Genomic DNA, 24,976 nt, shown 5'->3' with positions numbered 1-24,976 from the left:
TTTCAATGGGAGTTATCGGGTCCGGTGACAGTGCCGTCGGCGGTGTAACGCGCCACCACGCAAGCGAGGAGCCCTCCATGACCTTCGCCCACATCATCGACGCCCACCTGGACGCCTGGAACTCCCCGAGCGGGCCCGCCCGAGAGAAGGCGATCGCCGAGATCTACACGGACGACGTGTTTGTCGGCGAGCCCGCGGCCGCGCTCACCGGCCACGCGGGTGTGGAGGCGGCGATCGCCGCCCTGCAGGACCAACTCCCGAACACTGTCCTGGCCCGCACCTGTCCGGTACAGGTCTCACAAGACCTGGTGACCTATACCTGGCAGCTCGGCCCCGCTGACGGACCCGCTGTGGCCACCGGCCGCGACGTCCTGATCATCCGTGACGACAAGGTGTCGAGCCTCTACGTGCTGATCGACGAGTAGTTGGCATCGGCGCGTTCTGTCATACGCAGTGGGTGGACAGTGCAACGCTGAGCGCAGCCGGGAACTGATCACCTCGATGCGGAGGCCTGCCGATGACACAGACATCCCGCTGCGCCGACGACACCGACCCTGCCGGCGGTGTACTTCGGCGTGGAGATTGCCAACAACCTGCAAAGCATGTCGTCGCCGGTGGAGATGTGGGTGAAGTTCGTCTTGATCAACGTGCTGTGGTGCACCATGCCGTTGGTCACGTACTTCTGGGGAGTGCGCAGGCTGGTGAGCCAGGACCTGAGCGTGCAGTTTTGATCATGCTGTAGCGGCCCGGCCGAAATCCGGAGTGCTTTCGGGCAACGGTGACAGGATGCGATGGTGAACAGATACGGGATGTTTACCCCTGTGGCAGCTGTTGCCCTGCTGGTCGGCGCCGCCACCGCGCCCATCGCCCACGCCGCCAGCACCCCGGTGACGCTGTTGGCCGCAGACGGACCGCTCTCGGGCAGTCAGACGGCGATCATCATCGGGGGCACCGTCGAGCCCACCCCGTCAGTCGATTTCGCGCGTTCCGCCCAGGCGCTGTATCTGAATGCGCTGGGCTTCGACATCGAGGCGAACGGGTCGACCGTCTGTTACATGGACGGCACCGACCCGTGCAGCGCTGCATTACAGGTGCTGACCACCCCGCAATTGCTCCAACAGGGCCACAGCACCCTTACCGGCGCGTCGAATCTGGTTCTGGCCGTACAGAATGCGCTGGCAGCGGACCCCGACGCATACAGCGCTGAACGTCCCTTGACGGTGTTCGGATACTCGCAGGGCGCGGCGGTCGGCTCGGTCGCCATGACCCAGCTCGCCGCGGCCGGTGTTCCCAGTGAGCTGCTGCACTTCGTGTTCATCGGCAGCCCCACCACGGCGGACGGGATATGGCTCAATGTGTTGTCCACCCTGGAGTTGGTGTTCGGTCCGGATATCACCGACTTCATCGTCAAGCTCTTCGATCTGGAACCCGTGCTCGGCCTGGTGACACCGAATGACCTCTACCCGGCGACCATCTTCTCGATCGACAATGACTTTGCCTCGGACTGGCAGGGGAACTTCGACACGTGGGGGCTGTGGGGCGAGCTGGTGCCCGGTCTCATCCGGCACGGGGAATACCTGGGGTTGACGCCGGATCAGATCGCCGACGCCACCACGTCGACCGATGGATACCTCACCTACGTCGACATCTCCGACGACATCGACAACATCAGCGCGGCTGTCAACGCCATTGCGTATGGCGGGATCCTGAACAGTGGGCTGTTCCAATCCCTGTACGACTCACTGGTCTTCGCGCTGACCAACTCGTTCTGACGGACTGCGACGGGTCCGGCGAGTCGGCTATTCCGCTGTGCGGAAATAAGGTTCAACCGTGCCGCTGAGCTTGACGACCATCGGGTTGCCCCGACGATCCTTGGCGGTCGGCACCTCGATACGCACCCAGCCCTCGGCCACGTTGTACTCGCAGACATTGGTGCGCTCGACGCCATTGAAGCGAATACCCACGTCGCGGCGAAGCACCTCTTCGTCATAGAAGGCACTGCGTGGATCAACGGAGAGTTGATTCGGTGGCACGTCTGCGCTGTGGTCTTCGGTCATGATGGCTTTCGTCGGGTGGTGCGTTGCGGCTTGAATGCGATTCCCAAGGAATCTACGCGACTGGGCGGTGACCAGGTGCGTGCAGGTCGCGGCGAGACTAACTTGACGATCAGTCTCAGTTCGGGATGTTCGACGCAGAGGAGAGTCCGATGACCACCCCGTTGGAGCAGGTCGGGTTGCCGGGTCTCACCGAGTACGTGGACTCCCTGCCGCCGGCCGAGAAGTCCGACGCACTGGCCGGCCTCGCCGCGCTCAGCCGTGATGACCTGCTCAGCATGGGGGTCAGCGAGCCGCAGCCGACCGAGCACGACTACTTGGTGCGGGAGATCGAGGGCGCCATCCCGGTCGGCCTGGCCGGCACGCTGTACCGCAACGGACCGGGCCGCTGGCAGGACCACACCGGCCGTCCGCTGCGCCACCTGTTCGACGGTGACGGCATGGTGTCGGCCTTCAAGATCACCGACGGCGGCGTGCACTACCGCAATCGCTATGTGCGCACCCGGCACTACCGCGGCAAGACCGGCACCCGGCACATCGGCACCGACGCCGCCGGCGGCTGGTCGGCCAACATCGGCCGCTTCCCGGCAAACCTGGCCAACACAAACGTCGTCGCGCACGCCGGGCACCTCTACGCGCTGTGGGAGGGCGGTCCGCCGCACGAGCTGGACCCGGACTCGCTGCGCACCATCGGTGTCCGCCGGTTCGGCGGCCGGCTGCGCTGGATGGGCTCGTACTCGGCGCACCCGAGCTGGTGCCCGCGAACCGGAGACATGTTCAACTTCGGAGTCGAGTTCATCCCCAGCCCGCACCTGCGCATCTACCGCACCGACCGGTCCGGTCGACTCGAGCACTTCCGTTCAGCCCCACTGCCGTACGTCGCGATGGTGCACGACTTCACGCTGACCGATCGCTACCTGGCGTTCTTCATCTCTCCGATCATCCCGGACGCCCTCCCGGTGGCGCTCGGCACGAAATCCCTCGGCGACGCCCTGCAGTACCGGCCGGACAAGGGCAGCTACTTCATCCTGGTGCCCCGCGACGGCGGCAAGATCCGCCGGGTGGAGTTCGAGGCCACGATGCAGTTCCATCTGAGCAACGCCTACGACGACGGTGACGACGTGGTGGTCGACGCCATCACCTATGCCGACGGCACCCTGCTGCGCCGCATCGCCCGCTTCCACTCCAGCAGCCTGCACGACGCGCCGTCGGAGTTCACTCGGTTCCGGGTCACCAGGTCCGGTCGAGTGTCCCGGCAGCCGCTCAGCGACACCCCGTGTGAGTTCCCGCGCCATCACCCGCGGGTGGAGGGCAAGCCGCATCGGTACTCCTACTACAACACCCGGGTCCGGTTGAGTGCCTTCTACGACTCGATCACCAAGCTGGATCTGGAGACCAACTCCGAAAGCACCTACACCGCGGCGGAATCCGGAAACAGCTTCTGCGAACCGGTGTTCACGCCGCGCCCCGGTGGAACGCGGGAGGACGACGGTTGGCTGTTGACGGTGGAGTACCAGGCCGCCCAGCGCACGTCGCGACTGGTCGTCCTGGATGCGTCCGATCTACCGGCCGGACCGATCGCCACCGCCCAGCTGACACACCATGTGCCGCAGGGCTTTCACGGCAACTTCAGCCCCGCGCGGCCGGCGGACTGAGGATGGTGGCGCACACCCAACCTCAGTGCGCCATATTGGTAAACCGCGACAAATGCAGCTGGTGCGCCACGGTCACCGTCTTCGTCGGCCCGTTACGGTGCTTGGCCAGAATGAGGTCCGCTTCTCCCCCACGCGGGTCGTCGCGCTCGAACGCGTCCGGCCGGTGCAGCAGGATCACCATGTCCGCGTCTTGCTCCAAGCTGCCACTTTCACGGAGGTCTGCCAGCATCGGCTTCTTGTCGGTGCGCTGCTCGGGACCACGGTTGAGCTGGCTCAGCGCGATCACCGGTACCTCGAGCTCCTTGGCCAGTAGCTTGAGGTTCCGGGAGAACTCCGACACCTCCTGCTGGCGCGACTCGACTTTCTTGCCGGAGGTCATCAGCTGCATGTAGTCGACCGCCACCAGCCGCAGGTCCGCCTTCTGCTTCAGCCGGCGGGCTTTCGCCCGGATCTCCATCATGGTCAGGTTCGGCGAATCGTCGATGTAGAGCGGAGCCTCGCTGATCTCACTCATCCGCCGCGCCAGCCGGGTCCAGTCGTCGTCGGTCATCCGACCCGAGCGCATGTCGCCGAGCTTGATCTTGGCTTCAGCGGACAGCAGTCGCATGACGATCTCGGACTTGCTCATTTCCAGCGAGAAGATGACGCTTGCCATCCGGTTCTTGATCGAGCACGACCGCAGGAAGTCCAGCGCCAGTGTGGACTTCCCCATACCGGGCCGTGCCGCAATGATGATCATCTGTCCCGGATGCAGCCCGTTGGTCACCTCGTCGAGATCGGTGAATCCGGTCGGCACACCGCGCGCGATACCGCCGTGCGAGGCGATCGCGTCGATCTCGTCCATGGTGGGTTGCAGCAGGTCTTCGAGGGGGACGAAGTCCTCGGAGCTGCGGCGGTCGGCGACTTCGTAAATCTCGGCCTGGGCCCGGTCGACGATCTCGGCGACATCGGCGCCCTCCGCCCCGGCGTAGCCGTACTGCACCACCCGCGTGCCGGCCTCCACCAGCCGCCGCAGCAGCGCCTTCTCCGCAACGATGGTGGCGTAGTAGCCGGCGTTGGCCGCGGTGGGCACCGTGGAGATCAGCGTGTGCAGGTACGGCGCGCCGCCCACCCGGCGCAGCAGGCCGCGGCGGTCGAGCTCCGCGGCCACGGTGACCGCGTCGGCCGGCTCACCACGGCCGTAGAGATCCAGGATCGCGTCGTAGATGTTCTGGTGCACCGGGCGGTAGAAGTCACCGGGCCGCAGGCGCTCCAGCACGTCGGCGATGGCGTCCTTGCTCAGCAGCATGCCCCCGAGCACCGACTGCTCTGCGACGAGATCCTGGGGCGGTTGACGGCCGACGTCCTCGCGTGGTGGCTCCTCAAGCTCAGAGTGCCCACGGTCGTCGACTACCGCCATGCGCCCCTCCTCCTCCACTGGCACGATCGAACGCCTGTTCGGCGTTATAGGCCGAACATATCCGGTGGCACCGACACATCGTCGGGTCGTGCCGCGTTGACGGTAGGCGTTGCTGGCGGCCATACAAAACGTGCTTGTTCACAAAGGTGTGGATTAAGTGTGCACACCGGTCCCCCAATTGTTTGGGACGGTGGGGAAGACTTGTGGATTGCACTTGTAAGCCAGGTTATCTCTGCAGCTCACAGCGCTGGCTAGGGGTGTTTTGATTGTGGAGCACAATCTCTTCGGCGTGTCGCCTGAGGTTGCCACTTCGGGCGTGTTGCCTTGCCAGTAGGTAGACGCGATTCCACATCGGGGTAAACACGCCCACCTCGACAGACAGGCCGAAAAGTTAGCCAGCACTAACCCAGCCTGACGCCGGCGCGGGCACAGCAAAGCCCCGGCTGCGCCGATCAGGGCGCCGCCGGGGCTGCTGAGATACGTGCTTAGTTTGCCGAGGAGACGTCGAGGGTGACGGTGACGTCCACCTCGGGGTGCAGGTGCACCGACACCGGGTGGCTGCCGACCGTCTTGATGTGGGCCTTGGGCAGCCGGACGATCCGCCGGTCCAGGTTGGGCCCGCCGACCTTCTTGATGGCGGCAACCACGTCAGCGGTGGTCACCGAGCCGAACAGCTTGCCCGAGTCACCCGCGGTCTTCACCGGCAACGTGATCGTGCCCAGCGCCTGCAGAGCCTCCTTGAGCTCCTTGGCGTGGTCCAGGTCGCGCACCTGCTTGGTCTCGCGGGCGCGACGGATGTCGTCGGCCTGCTTCTGCGCGCCGCGCGTGGCGACGATGGCCAGCCCCCGCGGGAGCAGGAAGTTGCGACCGTATCCGTCCTTGACCTCGACGGTGTCTCCGGCCGCTCCGAGGTGGTCCACCTCAGCGGTCAAAATGAGCTTCATCGTTTCGTACTTTCTCCAAGATTGAGTGGTCGGCTAGCGCGCCGACGAAGTGAAGGGCAGCAACGCGACCTCGCGGGCGTTCTTCACCGCGAGCGCGATGTCGCGCTGGTGCTGAACGCAGTTGCCGGTCACACGACGGGCGCGGATCTTGCCCCGCTCACTGATGTAGGTGCGCAGCAGCGAGGTGTCCTTGTAGTCGATCACCTGCTTCTTGTTAGAGCAGAATGCGCACTTGCGAGCCTTGATCGGCTTCTCGGGAGCCGGACGCCGCTTGTTGGATTTGGCCATTACCTATCTCTTTCGTGCTGTGGTTCGTTTGTCTAGAAGGGCGGCTCGTCGTCGGCGCCACCGAAGGAGCCGGACGCCGGAGCACTGCCCCACGGGTCTTCCGCGGGCGGGCCGGACGGACCGGCCGAGGCCGACGCGCCGCCGCCCCCGCCGAAACCGCCTCCGCCGCCGCCGCGGCTGACCTTGTTGATCTTGGCGGTGGCATACCGCAACGAGGGGCCGACCTCGTCGACCTCCACCTCGTAGACGGTGCGCTTCTCGCCCTCGCGGGTCTCGAAGGACCGCTGCCGCAGCCGCCCGGTGACGATCACCCGCGATCCGCGGGTGAGGCTCTCGGCAACATTCTCGGCGGCCTCCCGCCAGATGTTGCACCGCAAGAACAGCGCGTCGCCGTCCTTCCACTCACCGCTCTGCCGGTCGAAGACCCGCGGGGTGGACGCCACCGTGAAGTTGGCGACGGCCGCCCCCGAGGGGGTGAACCGCAGATCGGGGTCCGCGGTCAGGTTTCCGACGACGGTGATCGTGGTGTCACCTACAGCCACGGGGCCCTCCTAGGATCGGTGTCAGCGCTGGATGCTGCATTTGCAGCATGAGCCTACGCAACGACTGCGACAGCCTGCTACGACTTGTCGGTGCGCATCACCTTGGTGCGGAGCACCGACTCGTTCAGGCTGAGCTGACGGTCGAGCTCGGACACGGTGGCCGGAGCGGCCTTGACATCGATGACCGCGTAGATGCCTTCGGCATGCTTGGCGATCTCGTAGGCCAGGCGGCGCTTGCCCCAAATGTCGACCTTGTCCACCGTTCCGCCGTCCTTGCGAATGACGTTCAAGAACGTCTCCAGGGACGGGGCTACGGTGCGCTCGTCGAGAGTGGGGTCAAGGATGACCATGATTTCGTATGGACGCATGGGAACCTCATCACCTCCTATGGTCGTAGTGCGGCCGTGGAGGCATCCACGGCAGGAGGGTCGCCTGCGTCGGCAACCGGGCCAGGCTACCCGACCAGGCAGGCAGCCACGAAATCGCGCGTCCGGTGCACCCGCCGACGCTCACTCGGCGCATGTCGGACTGTGACGGTAGCCTCACCGCCATGGCTGATGTGTCCCTATTAACTTTGTTGCGGGAACGCGCGTTCCTCTCGCCGGATGACCCCGCCTTCACCTACACCGATTACGACCAGGACTGGGAGGGTGTCGCGGAGACCCTGTCCTGGTCACAGATCTATCGGCGCGCCCTCAACGTGGCCCGCGAACTCAAGCAACACGGCTCTGCCGGGGACCGAGCAGTCATCCTCGCCCCTCAGGGTCTCGGCTACGTCGCGGCCTTCCTCGGCGCCATCCAGGCGGGTTTCATCGCGGTGCCCCTGCCGGTACCGCATCCCGGCGCTCACGATGAGCGGGTCAGCGCCGTACTCACCGACACGGCGCCGTCCGTCGTCCTCACCACGGCCGGGGCCGCCGATCTGGTGTCTGAGTACGTGCGCGAGTCCGGGGCCGACGCCACGGCAACGGTCGTCGCTGTCGACGCGTTGGATCTGGACGCCAGCGTCGCCATGGGTGAGCAACCCGCCGACTCCGGTGGTGTGGCGTATCTGCAGTACACCTCGGGCTCGACGCGGCTTCCCGCCGGCGTGATGGTGACGCACCGCAACCTTCAGGTGAACTTCCGGCAGTTCATGGCGGGCTACTTCCCGGAGTTCAACGGGGTGGCACCGCCCGACACCACGATCGTGTCGTGGCTGCCCTTCTACCACGATCTGGGCTTGATCCTGGGCGTCATCGCACCAGTCCTCGGTGGCTACCGTTGCGAGCTGACCAGCCCCGTGGCATTCCTGCAGCGTCCCGCGCGCTGGATTCAAGCCATGGCCAGCCACACCCGGGCCTTTTCGGCGGCGCCGAACTTCGCTTTCGAACTGGCGGTGCGCAAGACCACCGACGAGGATCTGGCCGGCCGCGACCTGGGCGACGTGCTCGGCATCGTCAGCGGCAGCGAACGCGTGCACCCCGCGACCTTGGAGCGCTTTCTCAACCGGTTCGCTCCCTATAACTTCCGTGCCCGGGCTCTGCACCCCGCGTACGGGCTGGCCGAGGCCACCCTGTACGTCGCCACCCTCGACGTGGAGTCGCCGCCGCAGACGGTCTACTTCGAGTCGGAGAAGTTGACGCGCGGCAGCGCGCAGCGGTCTGACACCGGTCAGGGCACACCGCTGCTCACCTACGGCGTCCCGAAGTCGCCGGCGGTGCGCATCGTGGACCCCGAGACATGCGCCGAATGCGCAGCGGGAACCGTCGGTGAGATCTGGACCGCCGGTGCCAATGTCGCCGCCGGCTACTGGAACAAGCCCGAACAGACCCAGGAGGTGTTCGCCGCGACAATGGTCCGGGCGTCCGAGGGCACCCCGAGCGGCCCGTGGCTGCGTACCGGCGACCTCGGCTTCATCTCCGAGGGTGAGCTGTTCATCGTCGGCCGCATGAAGGATCTGCTGATCATCCGCGGACGTAACCACTACCCCGAGGACATCGAAGCCACCCTCCAAGAGATCAGCGGGGGCCGCGTCGCGGCCATCGCGGTTCCCGTCAACGAGGAGGAGGCTCTGGTCACCATCATCGAAGTGCGGGATCGTGGCGAATCCGCAGAGGACACCGCACAGCGGCTTGCCGCCCTGAAAAACGATGTGCAGGTAGCGATCTCCCAGGCACACGGGGTGACCGTCACTGATGTAGTGCTGGTGGGACCGGGATCGATTCCGATCACCACCAGCGGCAAGGTTCGCCGGGCGGCCTGCGTCGAGCAGTACCAGAGTCAGCAGTTCACCCGGATCGACCGCTGAGTCGGCCGCGTCCCCGGGATACGAAGTCGCCGCATGTGGATAGCCCTGCTGGTGATGGCGGCTGCCACCAGCGTTGAGCCCGTTCGCATCGGTCTGACGCTGTTGATGCTGAATCGGCCCCGGCCGGTACTTCAGCTGATGGCGTTTCTGTGCGGCGGCTTCGTCATGGGGACAACCGGCGGTCTCCTGGTGCTGTTCGTCCTACCGCCCTCGGTGACCGAGTCTTCTGGGCTGACCCTGCCGCGGGTTCAGATCGTCATCGGCGCGCTGGCGCTGCTGACAGCCGCGGTCCTGATCGTCAGGGTGTCGACCGCCCGACCGCGCGAGATGCGGCCGGCTCGTTCCGATTCTGCCTCGGCCGGATTCTCCGCTCGGGCACAGCGATTGCTCAAAGGTCGGTCCCTGTGGGTGGCGGGAACAGCCGGTTTGGGCATCGCACTGCCGTCGGTGGACTATCTGGCCGCGTTGGCGATCATCGTCGCCTCCGACAGCGCCACCAGCACGAAGATCGCCGCACTGCTGACATTCAATGTGGTGGCATTTGCGCTCGTCGAGATTCCACTGCTGGCCTACCTGGTGGCTCCGGATGCCACCCGCGGGTTCATGGCGGCGCTGCACAGGTGGGGTCGGCAACGTCGGCCGGGCCAGGTCGCCGCGCTGTTGGCCGCCGTAGGTGGTGTCTTATGCACTGCCGGTGTCCTAGGTCTGTGAGAAAGTGGACTCTGGTCCCGGCAGAGGTTCTGCAGGCTGAAGGGGTTAGCGATGAAACGACTGGTCGCCGGAGCGCTCGCGGTGTGGCTCGCCGGTTCGGCTGGTGGATTGAGCGCCAGTACCGCTACCGCGACCCCGGCACAGCCGACCGACACCCCCTGGGTTGCGCCTGCCCCCGCACCGACACCGCCGCCGGTGGGCGAGGCGGCCGCCGCGGACGTCGTCTACGCAGTCGGCGGCGCCCGGCCGCCCGGCATTCCCTGGGCGGACTACACCAAGCGCGCCGGCTCCGGCTATTACCCGGACCGGAAGCGGGAAATCATCGACTACCCGGCGGGTGCGATGTTCAGGTGGGTGCCCAGCATGTTCGCGCCCGACGTTCCGCGCGACAACATGACCGTTGCCGCCGCGGTCGACGCGGCTACCGACAGCCTGGACGCCGTGATTCGTCGGGGGACCGAGCCGGCAGTTGCGGTCGGGTTGTCTCAGGGCACCATGGCGCTGGACAAGGAGCAGGTCCGGCTCGCCAACGATCCCACCGCGCCGCCACCACACATGCTGCAGTTCTCGACATTCGGCTCCCCCATGGGGAAACACGCTTTCGGGAAGAGCTTTCTTTCCGGACTCTTCGCGCCGGGTAGCCGTCTGCCCCTCGAGAACTACACCATGCCCCCAGAGGTGGAGAGCCAGTACGACAGCAATCGGATCGTCGCCGCCTACGACGGCATGGCCGACTTCCCGGACCGGCCGGAGAACCTGTGGTCGGTGGCCAACGCGCTCATCGGCGCCGCTATCGTGCACACCCCGGCAGCATTCACCACACCCGCTGACGTGCCGCCGCAGAACATCCGGTCCACCGTCAACTCCCGGGGCGCCACAACGACCTCGTATTTCATCCCGATCAATCATCTGCCGTTGACCCTGCCGCTGCGCTTCGCGGGCGTACCGGACAACCTGGTGGACCAGCTCGACGCCTTCCTTCAGCCACAGGTCGACGCCGGTTACTCCCGTAACGACGACCCCGCCACCAGACCGATTTCGGTCTCCCCCACCGGCATGGATGTGGCTCAGATTCTGGGACCCGAGACCAACAGCGCCGTCGACGACACCGTCGCCAAGCTTCGCGACTTCTTCGGGTTCACCGGCTGACGCCTCGCGTCAAGCGCCGGCGCGTTTCGGGTCGTCGGGCCGGGGCTGCAGCCACGGCCGGCCCGGCCACCAATTGGCCCGGCCCACCAGCACGGCCGCGGCGGGCACGGTGATACTGCGCACCACAAAGGTGTCGACCAGAATGCCGGCGCCGATCACAAAACCGCCCTGCACAATGGCCCCCACACTGGCGAACAACAGCCCGAACATGGCGGAGGCGAAGATCAGGCCCGCTGCGGTGATCACCGCACCGGTTGACCCGACCGTGCGGATAACGCTGGTGCGCACGCCCAGTGGGGATTCGTCGCGCAATCGGGACGCCAGCAACATGTTGTAGTCGGCGCCCACCGCCACCAGCACCACGAATGCCAAACCTGGCACGCTCCAATGCAATTGCTGACCCAGCATGACCTGGAAGACCAGAACGCCCAGCCCGATCGCCGACAGGTAGGAGATGATCACCGAGCCCACCAGATAGATCGGAGCGACAACCGCTCGCAGCAGTGCGGTCAGGATCAGCAGCACCACCAGGGTCGTCAGGACGACGATGAGCCGAATATCCCGCTCGTAGTAGTCGCGGATGTCGCGCAGCGTGACCGGGTACCCGGAGATCGATATCGACGCATCGGCAAGGGTGGTGTTGGGCTGCGCCGCCTGGGCGGTGGCAAGGATGGCGTTGACCTGGTCCATGGCCTTGGTGCTGAACGGATCTTCATCGGTTTGGATGAAGTACCGCACCGAATGCCCGTCGGGCGAGACGAAGGTGTGCGCCAGCTTCTTGAAATCCTCAGTCGCCAGAACCTCCCGCGGCACATTGAATCCCGACATCGATGGCTGGGAAGCCTCGTGGCCCATCGTCATGAGAAACGCCGACGCGGTGTCGAGTCCCAGGCCCAACTCCTTGGTCTGGTCGACAAGGAGCGCCACCCCGTCGGCCACCTGGCGCCCAGCGACGGCAAGATCGTTGGTGCCGTTCTGCAGGTCAATGATCTTGCGTTGCATCCTGCGCGGATTGTCGAATCCGAGCGCATGCAGGGACTGTGAGGCCGACTGCAGGGAGCGACTCAGCCCGTTGACCGCTGAGGACACCGTCTGCGAAGGCTGCGCCGACTGCAGCTGCCGAAACAGCGACGAAATCTCGTCGAGGGTGCCTGCGGCACGGGCGTTCTGCAGCTTGCGGAACTCGGCCCGCGCCGTGTCGCAGACCGAGTTGGCGTCGCACGTCGGGCTGGCATCGAGCGCCTCGGTGACGGGATCGACCCAGTCGAAGCTGGCCGCGAGTCCGGCGAACGTCACCTGCAGGGCGTCACCGAGCGCACGGATACTGTTGACCAGCTTCGCGGCCTGGTCAATTTCACCGAAGGTCTTATTGCCACCGAACTGAGTCTGCAGGTACGCCAAGGCATCGACCAGGCTGCGCACACTCCCGATGGACTGATTGACCTGAGCGTGGAGGTCTCCGAGGCCGCTCGCCAGCTTCCGCGCCCCCGTGTTCAGCCGATCGAGGTCAGCATCGCGGCCGGCGATCAGGCCGGCGGCGCCGCCCAACTGATCGCCCACCTCGCCGGCCTGGTAGGTCGCTCGGGCCTCCTCAAGTGACTCGCCTCGGGGCCGGGTGACACCGCGGACGGCGGCGATGCCCGGAATCTGGCTGATCCGAAATGCCATCTGCTCCATGTCTGCAAGCGCCCACGGAGTGCGCAGGTCACTGGAGGACTGCACCAGCAGGTATTCGGGGATCGTTTGGTTGACCGGGAAGTGCCGGTCCAAGGCGGCGTAGCCCACCGAGCTCTCGACAGAGTCGGGCAGTTGCTTGCGGTCGTCGTAGTTGAACCGAATCAGGCCTGCGCCACCGGCCAAGGCCAGCAGCAGGGCCAGGCTGCCGATCAGATATGCCCTGGGCCGACGGACGATGCGCACCCCGGTCCGCCGCCACAGTCGCGCAGCGCGCTCGCGGCGCGGTGCCACCCATCCGCGCGGCCCTGCCAACGCCAGGATGGCCGGCAACAGGGTGATCGCCGCCAGGAAAGCCACCGCGATGCCGATCGCCAGCACCGGACCGGTGGTGGCGAACACTCCCAGTTTGGCGAAGCCCATTCCCAGTAGGGTGACCGCCACGGTCGCTGCCGATGCGGCGATCACCTTCCCGATCGACATCAGGGCCCGCCGCACCGCCTGCTGATTGTCTTCGGCCCGGCCCGTCCCCATCCGGACGTAGTCGTGGTAACGGCTGACCAGGAAGACGACGTAATCGGTTCCCACGCCGGCGATCAACGCACTCAGTAACACGATGGCCTGATTTGAGACAGCCATGCCGGTGGCCAGTGAGACCGTCGCGACCACCGCCTGCGCGGTCACCAACGAGGCGCCGATGGTGATCAGCGGCAGCACCATGGTGACCGGATTGCGGTAGATGACCGCCAGGATGATCAGCAGCAAGACGGCGATCGCGGACTCAATGGCCAAGCGATCCCGCGCCCCGGCATCGGTCAGGTCAGCCACGGTGGCCGCCGGGCCGGTGACGTCGGCGGTCAGGGTCGTTCCGGCAACGGTCTGCTGGACGATGTCGGCGACTCGCTGGTAGGCCGCGTAGGACTCGGGCGTGCCCAAGTCACCGGCCAGCCCGATCGGGAGGATCCATGCTTTGCCGTCGCTGCTGGCGAGCACCTCTTGCAGGGCCGGGGTGGCATGCATGTCCTGCAGCATCACCACGTGTTCGGTGTCCAGACGCAACCGGTCCACCAACGTGCGATAGACCTGTTCATCGTCGGTAGTCAGGCCCTGCTCGTCGGTGAGCAGTACCGTCAGGACGTTTTCCGAGGCATCCTCATCGAACGCGGCGGAGATCCTGGCCGAGGCCGTCACCGACGGGGCTTCAGCGGGCAGCACCGCGACAGGATGGCGCTGGGCCATGTCGGTCAGTGAGGGCGCGAACAGCGGCAGCAGGACCACCAGCAACGCCCAGAACCCGATCACCGGCCATGGGCGCCGCACCACGAAGTCGCCTAGCCGACCGAAGATGAGTTCACCTCCGGCTGGTGAAACATTGGACTGGGCTCATGCGACCTGTTCCCGACGGCCCTGATCGGCGATCCGCTCGAACACGGACTTCAACAGCGCCAGGTAGCGCGCCACCGATTCGTGGGCCTCCGGGTTGTCGGGGAACACCGCGGTGGCGGCAGTCTCCTCCCCAACCCGGATCACGTAGATCGACATCTGATAGGAGTACCGGCCGTCGCTGTAGACCCCGATGTTCAAGTCGTCCAGGCCCGCGGCGATCAGGGCCGACAACGGCGCAGCCCCGGCATCGAGGAAATTGATGACGGGAAAATTCGGTGGCGGCTTGCCCAGGCTGGGTACCAACTCGCACACCCGCTGGTAGGGGACCTCTCCCAGGGTTCGGCCGGAATCGAACGAAATCTGCGCGGCGTCGGCGACCTCCGCGAATGAGGACTCCGCGAGGGGAATCGTGATCGGGATCAGGCCGGTGAACCAGCCCAGGGTGAGGTCGTCGTCGGGGGATCGGCGGGTGTCACGCGGGGTGAGGCCGTAGAAGGTGTCCGCGCCGGTCAATTCGCGGTGGGCCAGGCCGCAGCAGGCCAGGACCCCACCGATGAAACGGGCGTTCGCGTCGGTGCAGGCGGACTCGAAATCGACGGTCTGGTTCTCATCCAGCATGGTGACGGTGACCATGGCCGCATCGCACGGCTGTGCCGGGTCGCCGAGCGGCAGCGGGAAGCCCGGCAGGCTGTTGTCGTTGTGCTCGGCGAACGTCCGCCAGGCCTGGATCTCGGGCGACTCCGGGTTGAGCGCGGAGGTGAACTGGCGCTGACGCACACAGAACTCGCTGTAATTGCCCGCGGGCGGCAGCTCCAGCGGCGCACCGCCGGCCACCAGCGTGTTGTACATGAAATAGAGCTCCATCAGCGTCACCCCGGCGACCGCCGCGTCCACATGCACGTGGTCGATGCTGGCGAAGAACGTGAAGTGGCTCTTGCCCTGAATGATCCCGAACCGGAAGCAGTCCCACTGCAACGGATCCGGCGTCTGAGTCAACAGCTCGCGTACCTGCGGTAACTCCAGTTCGCCGTGATCGACTGGCACGAAAGCGATCTCGGCTGGGTCCTCGATCACGTGACGAACGAGGAGTCCGTCGTCAGTGTGCTCGAACCAGCTGCGGTAGGTCTCGTGCCGCCGTATGTGCGCATTGATGATGTAGTCGATGGCACGCCGATCGCAGCGGCCCGCCATGTCGCAACTGAGCACCATCAGTCGCGAATAGTCGAGCCCGGCGGCGCTCTGGTCGATGTAGCCGCGGATGTGCTGTTCCTGCATGTAACTGGCCGGCACGGAGTTGACCGGCGCCCGTTGTGCTGCGGCCAGCGCAGCAGCCGACGGCTGCCACACCACGGTGGGCCCCGCCTCAGGCTCCCAGTCCCTCAACGTGCCCAACGCCAATGGCCCTACCCGCACCGCCTGCTCCTCTTCTCCGGCGAACAACATCTCAGCTGGCAACTCAGGACAGCTGCTGGTCGCCTCAAGCTACCTACCACTGGGCGAGTCCGCATGTTCTGCACGGGCGGCCAACTGGTCGCACACATGCTGGGCCAGACCGCGCACCGTGGTGAGCTGGGCGGGACCAACCCGGACCCCGGTCTCCGTCTCGACCCGGGTACGTAACTCCAAGCTGGCCAACGAATCCAGCCCGTATTCGGGCAGTGGCCGGTCTGGTTCAACGGTACGGCGCAACAACAGGCTGATCTGGTCGGAGATCAGGCGGAGTATCGAGCCCACCCACTCGTCGCGCGGGAGCTGCTGCAACTCAGCCAGGAACCGCTGCGCGTCGGGACTGCTGCGGCGCACCGGCCGGAATGCTTGCGCGAACGGGCTGCGGTGCGCCAATGCCGCCAACCACGGGGCACGGGTGATCGGCGCGTAGCCGGCGTAGGCGCGGCCATAGCTCAGCAGCGCGTGGAAGGCACGGGCGGCTTCGGCGGCAGTGATCGCAGCCTGCGGGCCGTCGGTTGACTCAGTGGAGTCACCGGGGCCGGCCCACGGCCCCCAACCGATCACGGTGGCCGCCAGACCCTGAGCCTGGCGCCAGCGTCCGAACGCGTCCAGCCAACTGTCGGCTGCCGCGGCGGCACCGTGCCCCGGTGAGCCGATCAGCGCCGCGGTCGAGGAGAAGGCGCAGAACCAGTCGACCGGCTGCGCGGTCGCCAGCAATGCCTGGTGCAGGTTCCACGCACCGTGGACCTTCGGCGCCCAGCAGCGGTCGATGAGGGGCTCGGTGATCTCGGCCAACGGTGCTTCGGCCACCCCGGGAACCGCATGCAGTACGCCCCGCACCGGTAGGCCGGACGTCGTCGCCGCCGCCACCAGTCGTTCCGCCGTAGCCGGCTGGGCGATATCACCGCATTCCACCGCAATGTCGGTGCCCAGCGCACACAACCGCTCGATGGCCCGTTGCGCGTGGCCATCCGGTGCCGAATCTCCGTGGAGCACGATGCGGCCACAGCCGGCGGCGGCCAGCTCCGCAGCCAGGTACAACCCCGCTCCGTCGGTGCCACCGGTGACGATGTAGGAGCCGTCGGCCCGGTAGAGCCTGGCCTGCGCCGGTGGCACCGCCGCCACGGTGCTGCCGGTCTGCGGCACGTCCAGCAAAACCGTTGCCGCGCAGTCGTCGCCGTCAGCCAGGCGCAGGGCGTCCGCCGCATCCAGCAAGCGGTGGTGCGTGGTCCGCGGTTGCGGCAGTCTGCCGTCAGCGGCATTTCGCAAGACGGTGCCAAGCAATCGCTGGACCGTTTCTGGATGGCTGTGCGCCAGCAGCGCCAAGTCCACCACGTGCAGCGATAGGTTGCGGCGGAAGGGGAACAGGCCAAGCCGACTGTCACCGTAGACGTCCTGCGTGCCCAACTCGATGAACCGGCCGCCGAAGCTCAGCAGTTCGATTCCTACGCGTTGCGCCACCCCGGGCAGCGAGTTGAGCACCACGTCGACGCCGTAGCCATCCGTGTCGCGGCGTATCCGGTCGGCGAACTCGAGGTTGCCGGAGTCATAGACATGCTCAATACCCATGTCGCGCAACAGTTGTCTGCGCTGCGGGGTGTCTGCGGTGGCGAAGATCTGACACCCGGCCGCGCGTGCGATGGCGATCGCGGCCTGACCGACGGCCCCGGTTGCGCAATGGATCAGCACCTTGTCGGCCGGTGTGACGCGCGCCAGGTCGTGCAGCCCGTACCAGGCGGTGGCGTATGCGGTCGGCCACACGGCGGCTTCGGTCAGTGGCAGTTCCGCCGGCAGCGTGACCGCCAGCCGGGCGTCACAGGTGATGAACGTGCTCCAGCAGCCGTCGGGAGATATCCCCGCGACGTGGTCTCCCACTCGGTGGCCGGTGACATCCGGGCCGACCGCCGTCACCACGCCCGCGAAATCAGCGCCCAGCTGCTGCCGGTATGGCTCGCCGGCGGAGGCCTCGACGCAATTGACGCCGGCAACCGTCACCGCCACTTCAATCTGACCGCTGCTCGGCGCAGTCCGCGGGTGGGCGACCGGTTCCCACGATTCGGGCTCGCCCGGGTCGCTGCGCTGCAGGCGCAGACAGTCTCGACCGTGCTCGATCACGGTTGTCCGCCGATCGGCCGGGCCGAGCGGACCGGGGCGCAGCCGCGCGGTGTACCAATCACCGTCACGCCACGCGGTCTCGTCTTCGTCGGAGCCGCTGCGAAGTTGTGCCGCGAGGTGGCCGGCCAATGCCTCATCCTGCTCGGCGGCACGACTGTCCACATCGATCTGGGTGACCCTCAGGTGCGGGTACTCCGAGTCGACGGCCCTCAGCAGTCCGCGTATGCCGGCCTGTTCCAGATTGGGCCGCTCCCCCGCTCGGACGGCGGCGGCGTCCCGAGTCACCACATACAGCCGCGGTGACTCCCCGGGAAACGTCACCATCTGCTGCACGACATCCAGCAGGTAGGCCACGAAGTCCCGGCCTCGCTGCGGAAGGTCGGAACCGTCGTCGGCGGGCGGGGTGACCACAACGACTCCGGTTCGGCCATCGAGCAACCCCTCGACACACCCCGACACAGATCCGCCGCCGATCGGCGTCGACAGGGTGAGGCACTGCGCGCCTTCGCCGTTGAGCAACCCGGCGAGGCGGCCGACGAGAGGATCTATGGCGTCAGCCGTGCTCAACAACAGCCAGTTACCCGCGGCGGTCGACTCCGCAGCACCGTGATCGCGGCGCTCCCACTCAATGGTCAGCAGGCGCTCATCCAGGGTGCGCTCAGCGGACTCGGCCTCCGAACGGGAGGCCGCGAGCTGCAGACCCTCGACGGTGAGCAACACAGTGCCCGAGCCGTCCATCAGTTCCAGATCAACCTCGCAGGCGTCGGCGCGCGCAGCCGTCACTGTGCTCAGGCAGTACCGCGCGTCGCGGATCAGATGATGCCGGCGGAGCCTGCGCACGCCCACCGGCCGCAGCAGTCCCCCGTCGCCGGCGCGCGGGACGTCGGGCCGCATGGCAGCAGACATGATGCACGCTTTGAGAAGGGCCGGGTGAACCTCATAGAGGCCCTGCTGCGGACGGGCCGGTCCGGGCAGCTCAACTTCGGCCAATGCCGTGGCCCCGATGGTGTGTCCGCCGTCGCCGACACGAACCTCGACCAGACCCGAAAAAGCCGGACCGTATCGAATTCCGGTGAGCTCAGCTGCCTTTCGCAGATCAACGCCGTACACCCGCGACTGGTGTGCAGCCAGCAAAGCGGCGATATCGCGCGCCGCCGGTTGCCGAACATCCGGCTGCGCCTGCAACACCGCGGTTGCACAGTCAACACGGTCGCGGCCCTGATGGGTGTGCACCCCGAAGTCCAGCACCCCGGGCGCCACCACCACGGCCCCCGCGGACACCGGTGTCCAATCGTCAAGGGGCAGCATCTGTTCGAACCGCAGATCACGAATCTCAGCCGATTCGCCCAGACTGGCACGGGCAGCGGCCAAAGCCATCTCACAGTAGGCCGCACTGGGCAGGACGGCTAGGTTGTGGACCCGGTGATCGTCGAGCCACGGGTGCGCCGCGATTCCCACTTCGCCTTGCCAGACGTGGCGTTCGGGTTCCTCCAACAGGTGGACGTAGGCGCCCAGCAACGGGTGCACCGCCCGAACCGCCGCGCCGGTCGGGGCGGCGTCTGCGTCCTCCCGGCGGAATATCAGCTCGCGGTGGTGCCAGCTCGGCAGCGGTGCATCCACCAAGTTCCCCGAGGGGTACTGCGCAGCGAAATCCACCGCAGTTCCGGCGCTGTACAGGTCGGCGACGAATCCGCGCAATCCGTTGCCGGACTGCCGTTCTCCCGGGATGGGCACCAGCGCAGCGATCGGGATGTCGAGGCTGGCGGCATTCTGCTCGAGGACCGCAGCCGACCGTGACTGCGACGCCAGCTCGCCGAATACCCGGTAGCCGTCCTTGATCGCCGCCTGCACGGCGGCAGCGAACCGTGCCATGTAACGCAGGTTGTCCGCCCAGTACTGGCCGTCGAAGTTCGGCCGATCACGTGGCGACCACAGTGTTGCGGAGTAGTAGGGGATCTCGGGCTCGATCGGCTTCAGTTCGGCGAGGGCTTGAGCCAGCTCATCGAGGACCGGTTCGACCTGTGGCGAGTGCACGGCGACCGCGACTTCCGACTCGCAAGCCGAAACTCCCTGTTGCTGCCAGCCGGCCACCAGATCGCGGACGGTCGCTGCGTCACCGCCGATGATCGTCGACACCGGCGACTCGGCCACGGCCAGCCCCACCTCGGATACGCCGCGAATGGAGAATTCCGACAGTACTTGCTGCGCAGGCAGTTCCACGGTGGCCATGGCACCGCCGCCGGCTATCCGCGATATCAACCGCGACCGACGGCACGCGACGCGCAGCCCGTCCTCAAGGGTCAGCCCGCCGGCTACGACGGCGGCCGCCGCCTCCCCGAGCGAATGCCCGATTACGGCGCCCGGCGCGACCCCGTGGGCCTTCATCGCTTCGGCCAACGCGACCTGAATGGCGAAGTTGGTCGGCTGCGCTCGTTCGACGTCGGTCGGCGCCAGCTCGGCAGCGATGGTCTCGGCGAGCGAAAAGCCGGACTCCTCAGCGACAATCGGCTCCATCTTGGCGATCGCGGCCGCGAACGCCGGCTCTTCGGTGAGCAGTGCCGCCAAGGACGTCCACGGGGGGGTCTGCTCGGAGAACACCCACACCGGCCCACGGCTATCCGGTCCGATGGCAGGCTGATAGGTCCGGCCGCTGCCGGCGATTTCGCGCAGTGCCTCGCCGAGTTCACCGAAGTTGCTCGCGGCCACCGCCGTTCGGACCGGCCGGTGTGACCGTCGCCGCGCCAATGTGTAGCCGAGATCAGCGAGACCGGCGGCAGTCATCGCGGCGCCGTGGTCGTCGACCCAGTCCGCCAGCCGGGCGGCTGTCACCCGCAGCTGGTCTGCGGAATTAGCCGATACCGGGAAAAGCAGTGGTACTGGCCGCTGGTCTTCGGTCGCCGAATCCGTGGCCGCTTCCGGCGCCTGTTCGATGATGACGTGCACGTTGGTGCCGGTCTGACCATGCGACGAGACCGCAGCCCGGCGCGGATGACCCGCCTTGGTTTCCCAGGCCATATTCTCCAGCGGCACAACCAGATTGGTGTCTATCGCCGCCAGCCTGTCAGGTAACCGGGTGAAATTCAGATGTTGTGGGACCACGCCGTTCTGCAGTGCCATGATCGCCTTCATCAGGCCCAGTGGTCCGGATGCCGACTGGCAGTGTCCGAAGTTGGCTTTGACCGACCCCACGAAGCAGCGATAGTCGGTGCCGTAGACCGCGGCCAGTCCGGCGTATTCGGTCAGGTCCGCGGCCGGGTTTCCCAGCCCATGGGCTTCAACCAGCTCCACCGTGGCGGCTTCGACGCCGGCGGCGGCCAACGCGGCCTGATACACCGCGACCTGCGCCCGCTCCGACGGCGCCGCGGCCGTTCCGGTGCCGCCGTCCTGATTGGCCGCACTGCCGCGCAGCACCGCCAGGATGCGGTTGTTGTCGCGGATGGCCTCCGGCAATCGCTTGAGAAGTAACACCACGCTGCCTTCACCCGCGACGAATCCGTCGGCGTCGGCATCGAAGGCCCGGCATCGGCCGGTCGGGGACAACTTGCCCTGCTGCGACTCGGCAACCGACCGGCGTGGCTCCAATATCACCGACACGCCGCCCGCCAGGGCGAGCTCGCTTTCGCCTACCTGCAGGCTGCGGCAGGCCTGGTGGACAGCCATCAGGCCCGAGGAACACGCCGTGTCCACCGTGACAGCCGGCCCGTGAAGCCGCAGGGCCTGTGACACCCGCGCGGAGGCGAACCCGGTGCTGGTAGCGGTGAATCCGTACGGCCCCTCGGCGGCGCCGCACTCGGCGGACAGCAGTTCGTAATCGCTGTGCGTCAGCCCCACGAAGACGCCGGTCTGCGATCGGGCCAAGGCCGCCGGGTCGATCCCCGCATGCTCGACGGCCTCCCACGACGTCTCCAGCAGCAGGCGGTGTTGCGGATCGACCGCGATGGCCTCCGACTCGGTCATGCCGAAGAAGTCGGCGTCAAACGCGCCTATGGAGTCTATGAAGCCGCCCCATCGGGAAACCGAGCGTCCCGGCGCCGCCGGTTCGGGGCCGTAGTAGCTGTCGACATCCCAGCGGTCGGCGGGTACTACGTCGATAAAGTCGGCGCCCCGCAGCAGCGCTTCCCAGAACCGTTGCGGTGAATCGATGCCACCCGGAAGCCGACAACCCAGCCCGATGACGGCGATCGGCAGGGTTGGCGAATTATCGGGGGATGTTAGGGGGGTAATCATCGCTTTCGCGAGGCTATAGTAGGGCTGCGACAATTATTCGTCGAGGTGAACGCACGTTCTTTCGAACGGCGTCGTGGCCACAATGGGAGCCCCCCGACTACGCGCGCGCGGCACGCAAACTGTGAGCAGCCGGGGGCCGGATAGGCATCATGGCGAGGAATCCTGCCGCCAGCACTACCAGCAGGCCACCGAGCCCGGCCCGGTCGGCGCCGAACAGATCTACGAAGGTGAAGAACAGCGTCGGCGCCAAGAACGTGGCCGCCCGACCAGTGGTGGTGTAAAGCCCGAAGGCCAAGCCTTCCTTACCCGCCGCGCTCATCCGCAGCAACAAGGTCCGCGCCGACGACTGGGCCGGTCCGATGAACAGGCACAGCAACAGGCCACACGCCCAGAACGCCCGTGGTCCCGACAGCGCCAGCAGCACCAGCCCGACCAGGATCATCGACGCCAACGCCGCGAGGATCACCGTCTTGGAGCCGACCCGCTCATCGAGCAATCCGCCGAGGGCCGCTCCGACCGCCGCCAGGGTGCTTGCCGTCACGCCGAACAGCAGCACGTCGGCCGCGGAGATGCCGTACACGTTCACCCCCAACACCGCCCCGAATGCAACCACCCCGGTGAGCCCGTCCCGGAACACCGCGCTCACCAACAGGTAGTAGACGAAGTTGCGGTCACGGCGCCATTCGGCAACCAGGTCGCTCCGAAGCTGGCGGAATCCGCCCCGCGCGGCGGGCGGCAGATCAGCGGCCGCAGCGCCATCGGCGCCCCGTTGCGGCCTCCCCCTCAGCAGTGGCAACGCAAAGACCAAGAACCACACCGCGGTCAGCAGCATCGCCGCCCGCACGTTCGCTCCATCCGCGGTCGGCAGGTGCAACAGACCGACGGTGGGTCCGTCCCCAGCGACGAAGCCCACATAGACCACCAGCAGCAGTGCCACACTGCCGAGGTAACCGGCGGCCAGACCGAAACCGGAAACCCTGCCGGAATTCTCCGGCGTGGTGACCGACCGCAGCATCGCGTTGTAGGGGACGGTGGCCAGATCACTGCACGCGGCCGTCACGGCCAACAGTGCCAAGCCCGGCAAGAGGTAGCGCGGGTCATTGCGGATCAGGCTCATCGACGCGGTCAGCGCGACAACCATCAGGCTCAACGCGGCCAGCGCCAGACGTCGCCGCCGGGGTTCGGTGATCGAGTTGCCGGTCAGTGGAGCCATGAGGGCCACCACGATCCCGGCGATGGCCATCGCCCGGCCCAGCCAGCTGGCCGGCGAAGCACTGGCGCCCACACCGACTGAGGCGGTCAAGTACACGGAGAACACGAACGTGATGGTGATGGCATTGAGGCCGGTGGCTCCGCAGTCCCAGAGCGCCCACGCCAACCACGGGGGTTTCCGCACGGGCACAAACCCTATAGCTGGTGCGCACCCACCTGCGCCCCGGTGCCCCCTTGGGCCGCGACCACCCGCTTGGGGCGCAACCGGTCCGGCAGCCAGGTCGGCGGCGCATCCGGGGCGGCGTCGAACACCCCGCCGGCCGGGTCGTCGACCCATCCGTGGGCGCGCACCAGATCCTGCTGCGGGCGGTAGATCTGTCTGATCACCAGAGCACATAGCACCATGACCATCAGGTCGCGTATCAACACCGTCGTGGTGAACCACTGCTCGGGCAGGCTGCGGTCCGCAACGCTGTACAGGTAGTACATCCGCGGCACCCAGACCAGCGCATCGACGGTCATCCAGACCAGCAACAGTCGGCGGTGCGGCAACGCCAGTACTGCCAACGGCACCAGCCACAGCGAGAACTGCGGACTCCACACCTTGTTGGTCAACAGGAACGCCGCCACCACCAGGAAGGCCAGCTGCGCGACACGCGGCCGTCGGGGCGCGGTCAGCGCGATGTAGCCGATTGCCATGCAGCACAGCGCGAACAGCGCGGCGACGACACCGTTGAGCACCGTCGGGGGCTGCCACATCCCCAGGTCGCCGTCGAATCCCCGCCAGCCGGTGAACGACCGGACCACGTTGTAGAGAGAATCCATGTCATCGCCGCGGCGGGAGTTGAGCCGGAAGAACTCCGTCCATCCCCGCGGTGCGTACAGCAGGACCGGCAGGTTCACCGCCAGCCAGCTGACCGCGGTGGCCAGCGCGGTGCGCTTGACCTCCCGGAGCCGACCCGTCCGCAGCCCCAGCACCACCAGCGGGATCAGCAGCAGGACCGGGTAGAGCTTGGCGGCGGTGCCCAGTCCGAGCAGCACCCCGGCCGCGGTCGGCCGGCGCCGCGCCCAGGCCAGCAGACCCGCCCCGGCGAACGCCGTGGCCAGGGCGTCGAAGTTGGTGAAGATCTGAAAGATCACCAGCGGCGAAGCCGCCACCAGCGCCGCGTCCCAGATACGCCGGCCGGCCAGCCCGGCGGTGGACCACACCGTCGCCAGCCAGGCCAGCGCCAGACCCAGCGCGGCGATGTCGAAGAACACCACCACCTCGGCGACCCCGCTCAGCGCCGGAATCTTCACCACCTTGGTGATCGCGGTGTACGTCTTCGCCAGGGCCATCGCCGAGTACTGGTACAGCCCGGTCAACACCGGATATTCCATATAGCGCACCGCGGGCAGCCCGTCGTAGCGGGTCTGCTCCTTGCCCGAGGAGTCCTTCTCCACCCAGCTGGACTTGTACGGGAACTTGCCCTGGTCCAGCAGCTCCGCGGTGTAGAGCGGCACCACGTCCGAGTAGCACAGCTGGAAGTACGCGCGCTCGTTGTCCCAGTTGGCCACCCGCTGGTCGGGACTTCCGCTGCCGGCGCTCTGCAGACACGGCGACTTGGTGGTCCAGCCCAGGGCCAGGAACAGCACGGCGATCAAGAACATCACCCGCAGCGGGGTCATGAACCTGGTCCGCCCGATCAGTGCATGCCGACCGACCGGCCCGCCGATCGTGTTCGACAGCGCGTGGCCGAGCACGTCGGTGCGACTGGGCAGGTCGCGGTCGTCGGCGCTGCGCAGGTCGGCCGCCAGCCGACGGGGCGAGCGCATTACGCGCTCGGTCCGCTCCTCCGTCACGGCAGAGCCTCCGGCGGCGGGGCCGGCTCCGGGGGCGGC

The 24,976-nt window shown here is 66.9% G+C and carries 17 protein-coding genes and 1 pseudogene; 7 read left to right on the top strand and 11 right to left on the bottom strand.

All coding sequences use genetic code 11. The features are described from left to right. Window positions 1-77: 77 nt before the first annotated feature. The 3 genes and pseudogenes from AWC18_RS17675 (at window position 78) to AWC18_RS17665 (ending at window position 1,772) form a co-directional block, all read left to right on the top strand. A complete protein-coding gene (locus AWC18_RS17675) occupies window positions 78-425 on the top strand; it encodes a nuclear transport factor 2 family protein (protein WP_064997923.1) in 348 nt (115 codons plus the stop codon). A 126-nt stretch (window positions 426-551) separates the two neighbouring features. Further along, window positions 552-731, top strand: a pseudogene (locus AWC18_RS17670) (hypothetical protein); the annotation flags it as partial. Window positions 732-821: 90 nt separating this feature from the next. Then, complete coding sequence (locus AWC18_RS17665) at window positions 822-1,772, top strand: PE-PPE domain-containing protein (RefSeq protein WP_234806574.1); 951 nt, start codon at window positions 822-824, stop codon at window positions 1,770-1,772. 27 nt (window positions 1,773-1,799) lie between these two features. On the opposite strand, the gene AWC18_RS17660 is transcribed toward AWC18_RS17665, so the two are convergent. Beyond that, entirely contained in the window at window positions 1,800-2,057 is a 258-nt protein-coding gene (locus AWC18_RS17660; protein WP_085139585.1) for a DUF3297 family protein, read from the bottom strand. A 149-nt stretch (window positions 2,058-2,206) separates the two neighbouring features. Here AWC18_RS17660 and AWC18_RS17655 point away from each other — a divergent pair, with 149 nt between their 5' ends. After that, on the top strand, window positions 2,207-3,709 hold the full coding sequence (locus AWC18_RS17655; RefSeq protein WP_085139595.1) for a carotenoid oxygenase family protein: 1,503 nt from the start codon (window positions 2,207-2,209) through the stop codon (window positions 3,707-3,709). 22 nt (window positions 3,710-3,731) lie between these two features. On the opposite strand, the gene dnaB is transcribed toward AWC18_RS17655, so the two are convergent. From dnaB to rpsF, 5 genes are all read right to left on the bottom strand, one after another. Further along, on the bottom strand, window positions 3,732-5,108 hold the full coding sequence (gene dnaB, locus AWC18_RS17650) for a replicative DNA helicase (protein WP_085139584.1): 1,377 nt from the start codon (window positions 5,106-5,108) through the stop codon (window positions 3,732-3,734). A 485-nt stretch (window positions 5,109-5,593) separates the two neighbouring features. Next, window positions 5,594-6,052 (bottom strand): 50S ribosomal protein L9, encoded by a 459-nt coding sequence (gene rplI, locus AWC18_RS17645; protein ID WP_085139583.1) that lies wholly within the window; start codon window positions 6,050-6,052, stop codon window positions 5,594-5,596. Window positions 6,053-6,085: 33 nt separating this feature from the next. Beyond that, window positions 6,086-6,340 (bottom strand): 30S ribosomal protein S18, encoded by a 255-nt coding sequence (gene rpsR / locus AWC18_RS17640; protein WP_064997927.1) that lies wholly within the window; start codon window positions 6,338-6,340, stop codon window positions 6,086-6,088. 32 nt (window positions 6,341-6,372) lie between these two features. Next, on the bottom strand, window positions 6,373-6,882 hold the full coding sequence (locus AWC18_RS17635) for a single-stranded DNA-binding protein (protein ID WP_085139582.1): 510 nt from the start codon (window positions 6,880-6,882) through the stop codon (window positions 6,373-6,375). Window positions 6,883-6,959: 77 nt separating this feature from the next. Next, window positions 6,960-7,250, bottom strand: coding sequence for a 30S ribosomal protein S6 (gene rpsF, locus AWC18_RS17630; protein ID WP_047319220.1), 291 nt, complete (start codon window positions 7,248-7,250; stop codon window positions 6,960-6,962). Between the two features lie 182 nt (window positions 7,251-7,432). Here rpsF and AWC18_RS17625 point away from each other — a divergent pair, with 182 nt between their 5' ends. The 3 genes from AWC18_RS17625 to AWC18_RS17615 are packed head-to-tail and all read left to right on the top strand — an operon-like array spanning window position 7,433 to window position 11,032. Continuing rightward, entirely contained in the window at window positions 7,433-9,172 is a 1,740-nt protein-coding gene (locus AWC18_RS17625) for an AMP-binding protein (protein WP_085139594.1), read from the top strand. Window positions 9,173-9,205: 33 nt separating this feature from the next. Continuing rightward, window positions 9,206-9,883 (top strand): GAP family protein, encoded by a 678-nt coding sequence (locus AWC18_RS17620; protein ID WP_085139581.1) that lies wholly within the window; start codon window positions 9,206-9,208, stop codon window positions 9,881-9,883. 51 nt (window positions 9,884-9,934) lie between these two features. Then, entirely contained in the window at window positions 9,935-11,032 is a 1,098-nt protein-coding gene (locus AWC18_RS17615) for a PE-PPE domain-containing protein (protein WP_085139580.1), read from the top strand. A gap of 9 nt (window positions 11,033-11,041) precedes the next feature. On the opposite strand, the gene AWC18_RS17610 is transcribed toward AWC18_RS17615, so the two are convergent. The 5 genes from AWC18_RS17610 to AWC18_RS17590 form a co-directional block, all read right to left on the bottom strand. Then, window positions 11,042-14,029 (bottom strand): MMPL/RND family transporter, encoded by a 2,988-nt coding sequence (locus AWC18_RS17610; RefSeq protein ID WP_272937699.1) that lies wholly within the window; start codon window positions 14,027-14,029, stop codon window positions 11,042-11,044. Between the two features lie 60 nt (window positions 14,030-14,089). After that, window positions 14,090-15,505, bottom strand: a complete 1,416-nt coding sequence (locus AWC18_RS17605) for a condensation domain-containing protein (RefSeq protein ID WP_085139593.1) — start codon at window positions 15,503-15,505, stop codon at window positions 14,090-14,092. A 69-nt stretch (window positions 15,506-15,574) separates the two neighbouring features. Next, window positions 15,575-21,883, bottom strand: coding sequence for a sulfolipid-1 biosynthesis phthioceranic/hydroxyphthioceranic acid synthase (pks2, locus tag AWC18_RS17600; RefSeq protein ID WP_085139578.1), 6,309 nt, complete (start codon window positions 21,881-21,883; stop codon window positions 15,575-15,577). A gap of 97 nt (window positions 21,884-21,980) precedes the next feature. Further along, window positions 21,981-23,279, bottom strand: a complete 1,299-nt coding sequence (locus AWC18_RS17595) for an MFS transporter (protein WP_165758022.1) — start codon at window positions 23,277-23,279, stop codon at window positions 21,981-21,983. Window positions 23,280-23,290: 11 nt separating this feature from the next. After that, complete coding sequence (locus tag AWC18_RS17590; RefSeq protein ID WP_085139592.1) at window positions 23,291-24,910, bottom strand: glycosyltransferase family 87 protein; 1,620 nt, start codon at window positions 24,908-24,910, stop codon at window positions 23,291-23,293. Window positions 24,911-24,976 lie beyond the last annotated feature (66 nt).

The organism is Mycolicibacter nonchromogenicus (genome assembly GCF_002101775.1).
Lineage (GTDB): Bacteria > Actinomycetota > Actinomycetes > Mycobacteriales > Mycobacteriaceae > Mycobacterium > Mycobacterium nonchromogenicum.
This window is presented reverse-complemented; position numbering and strand designations above follow the sequence as displayed.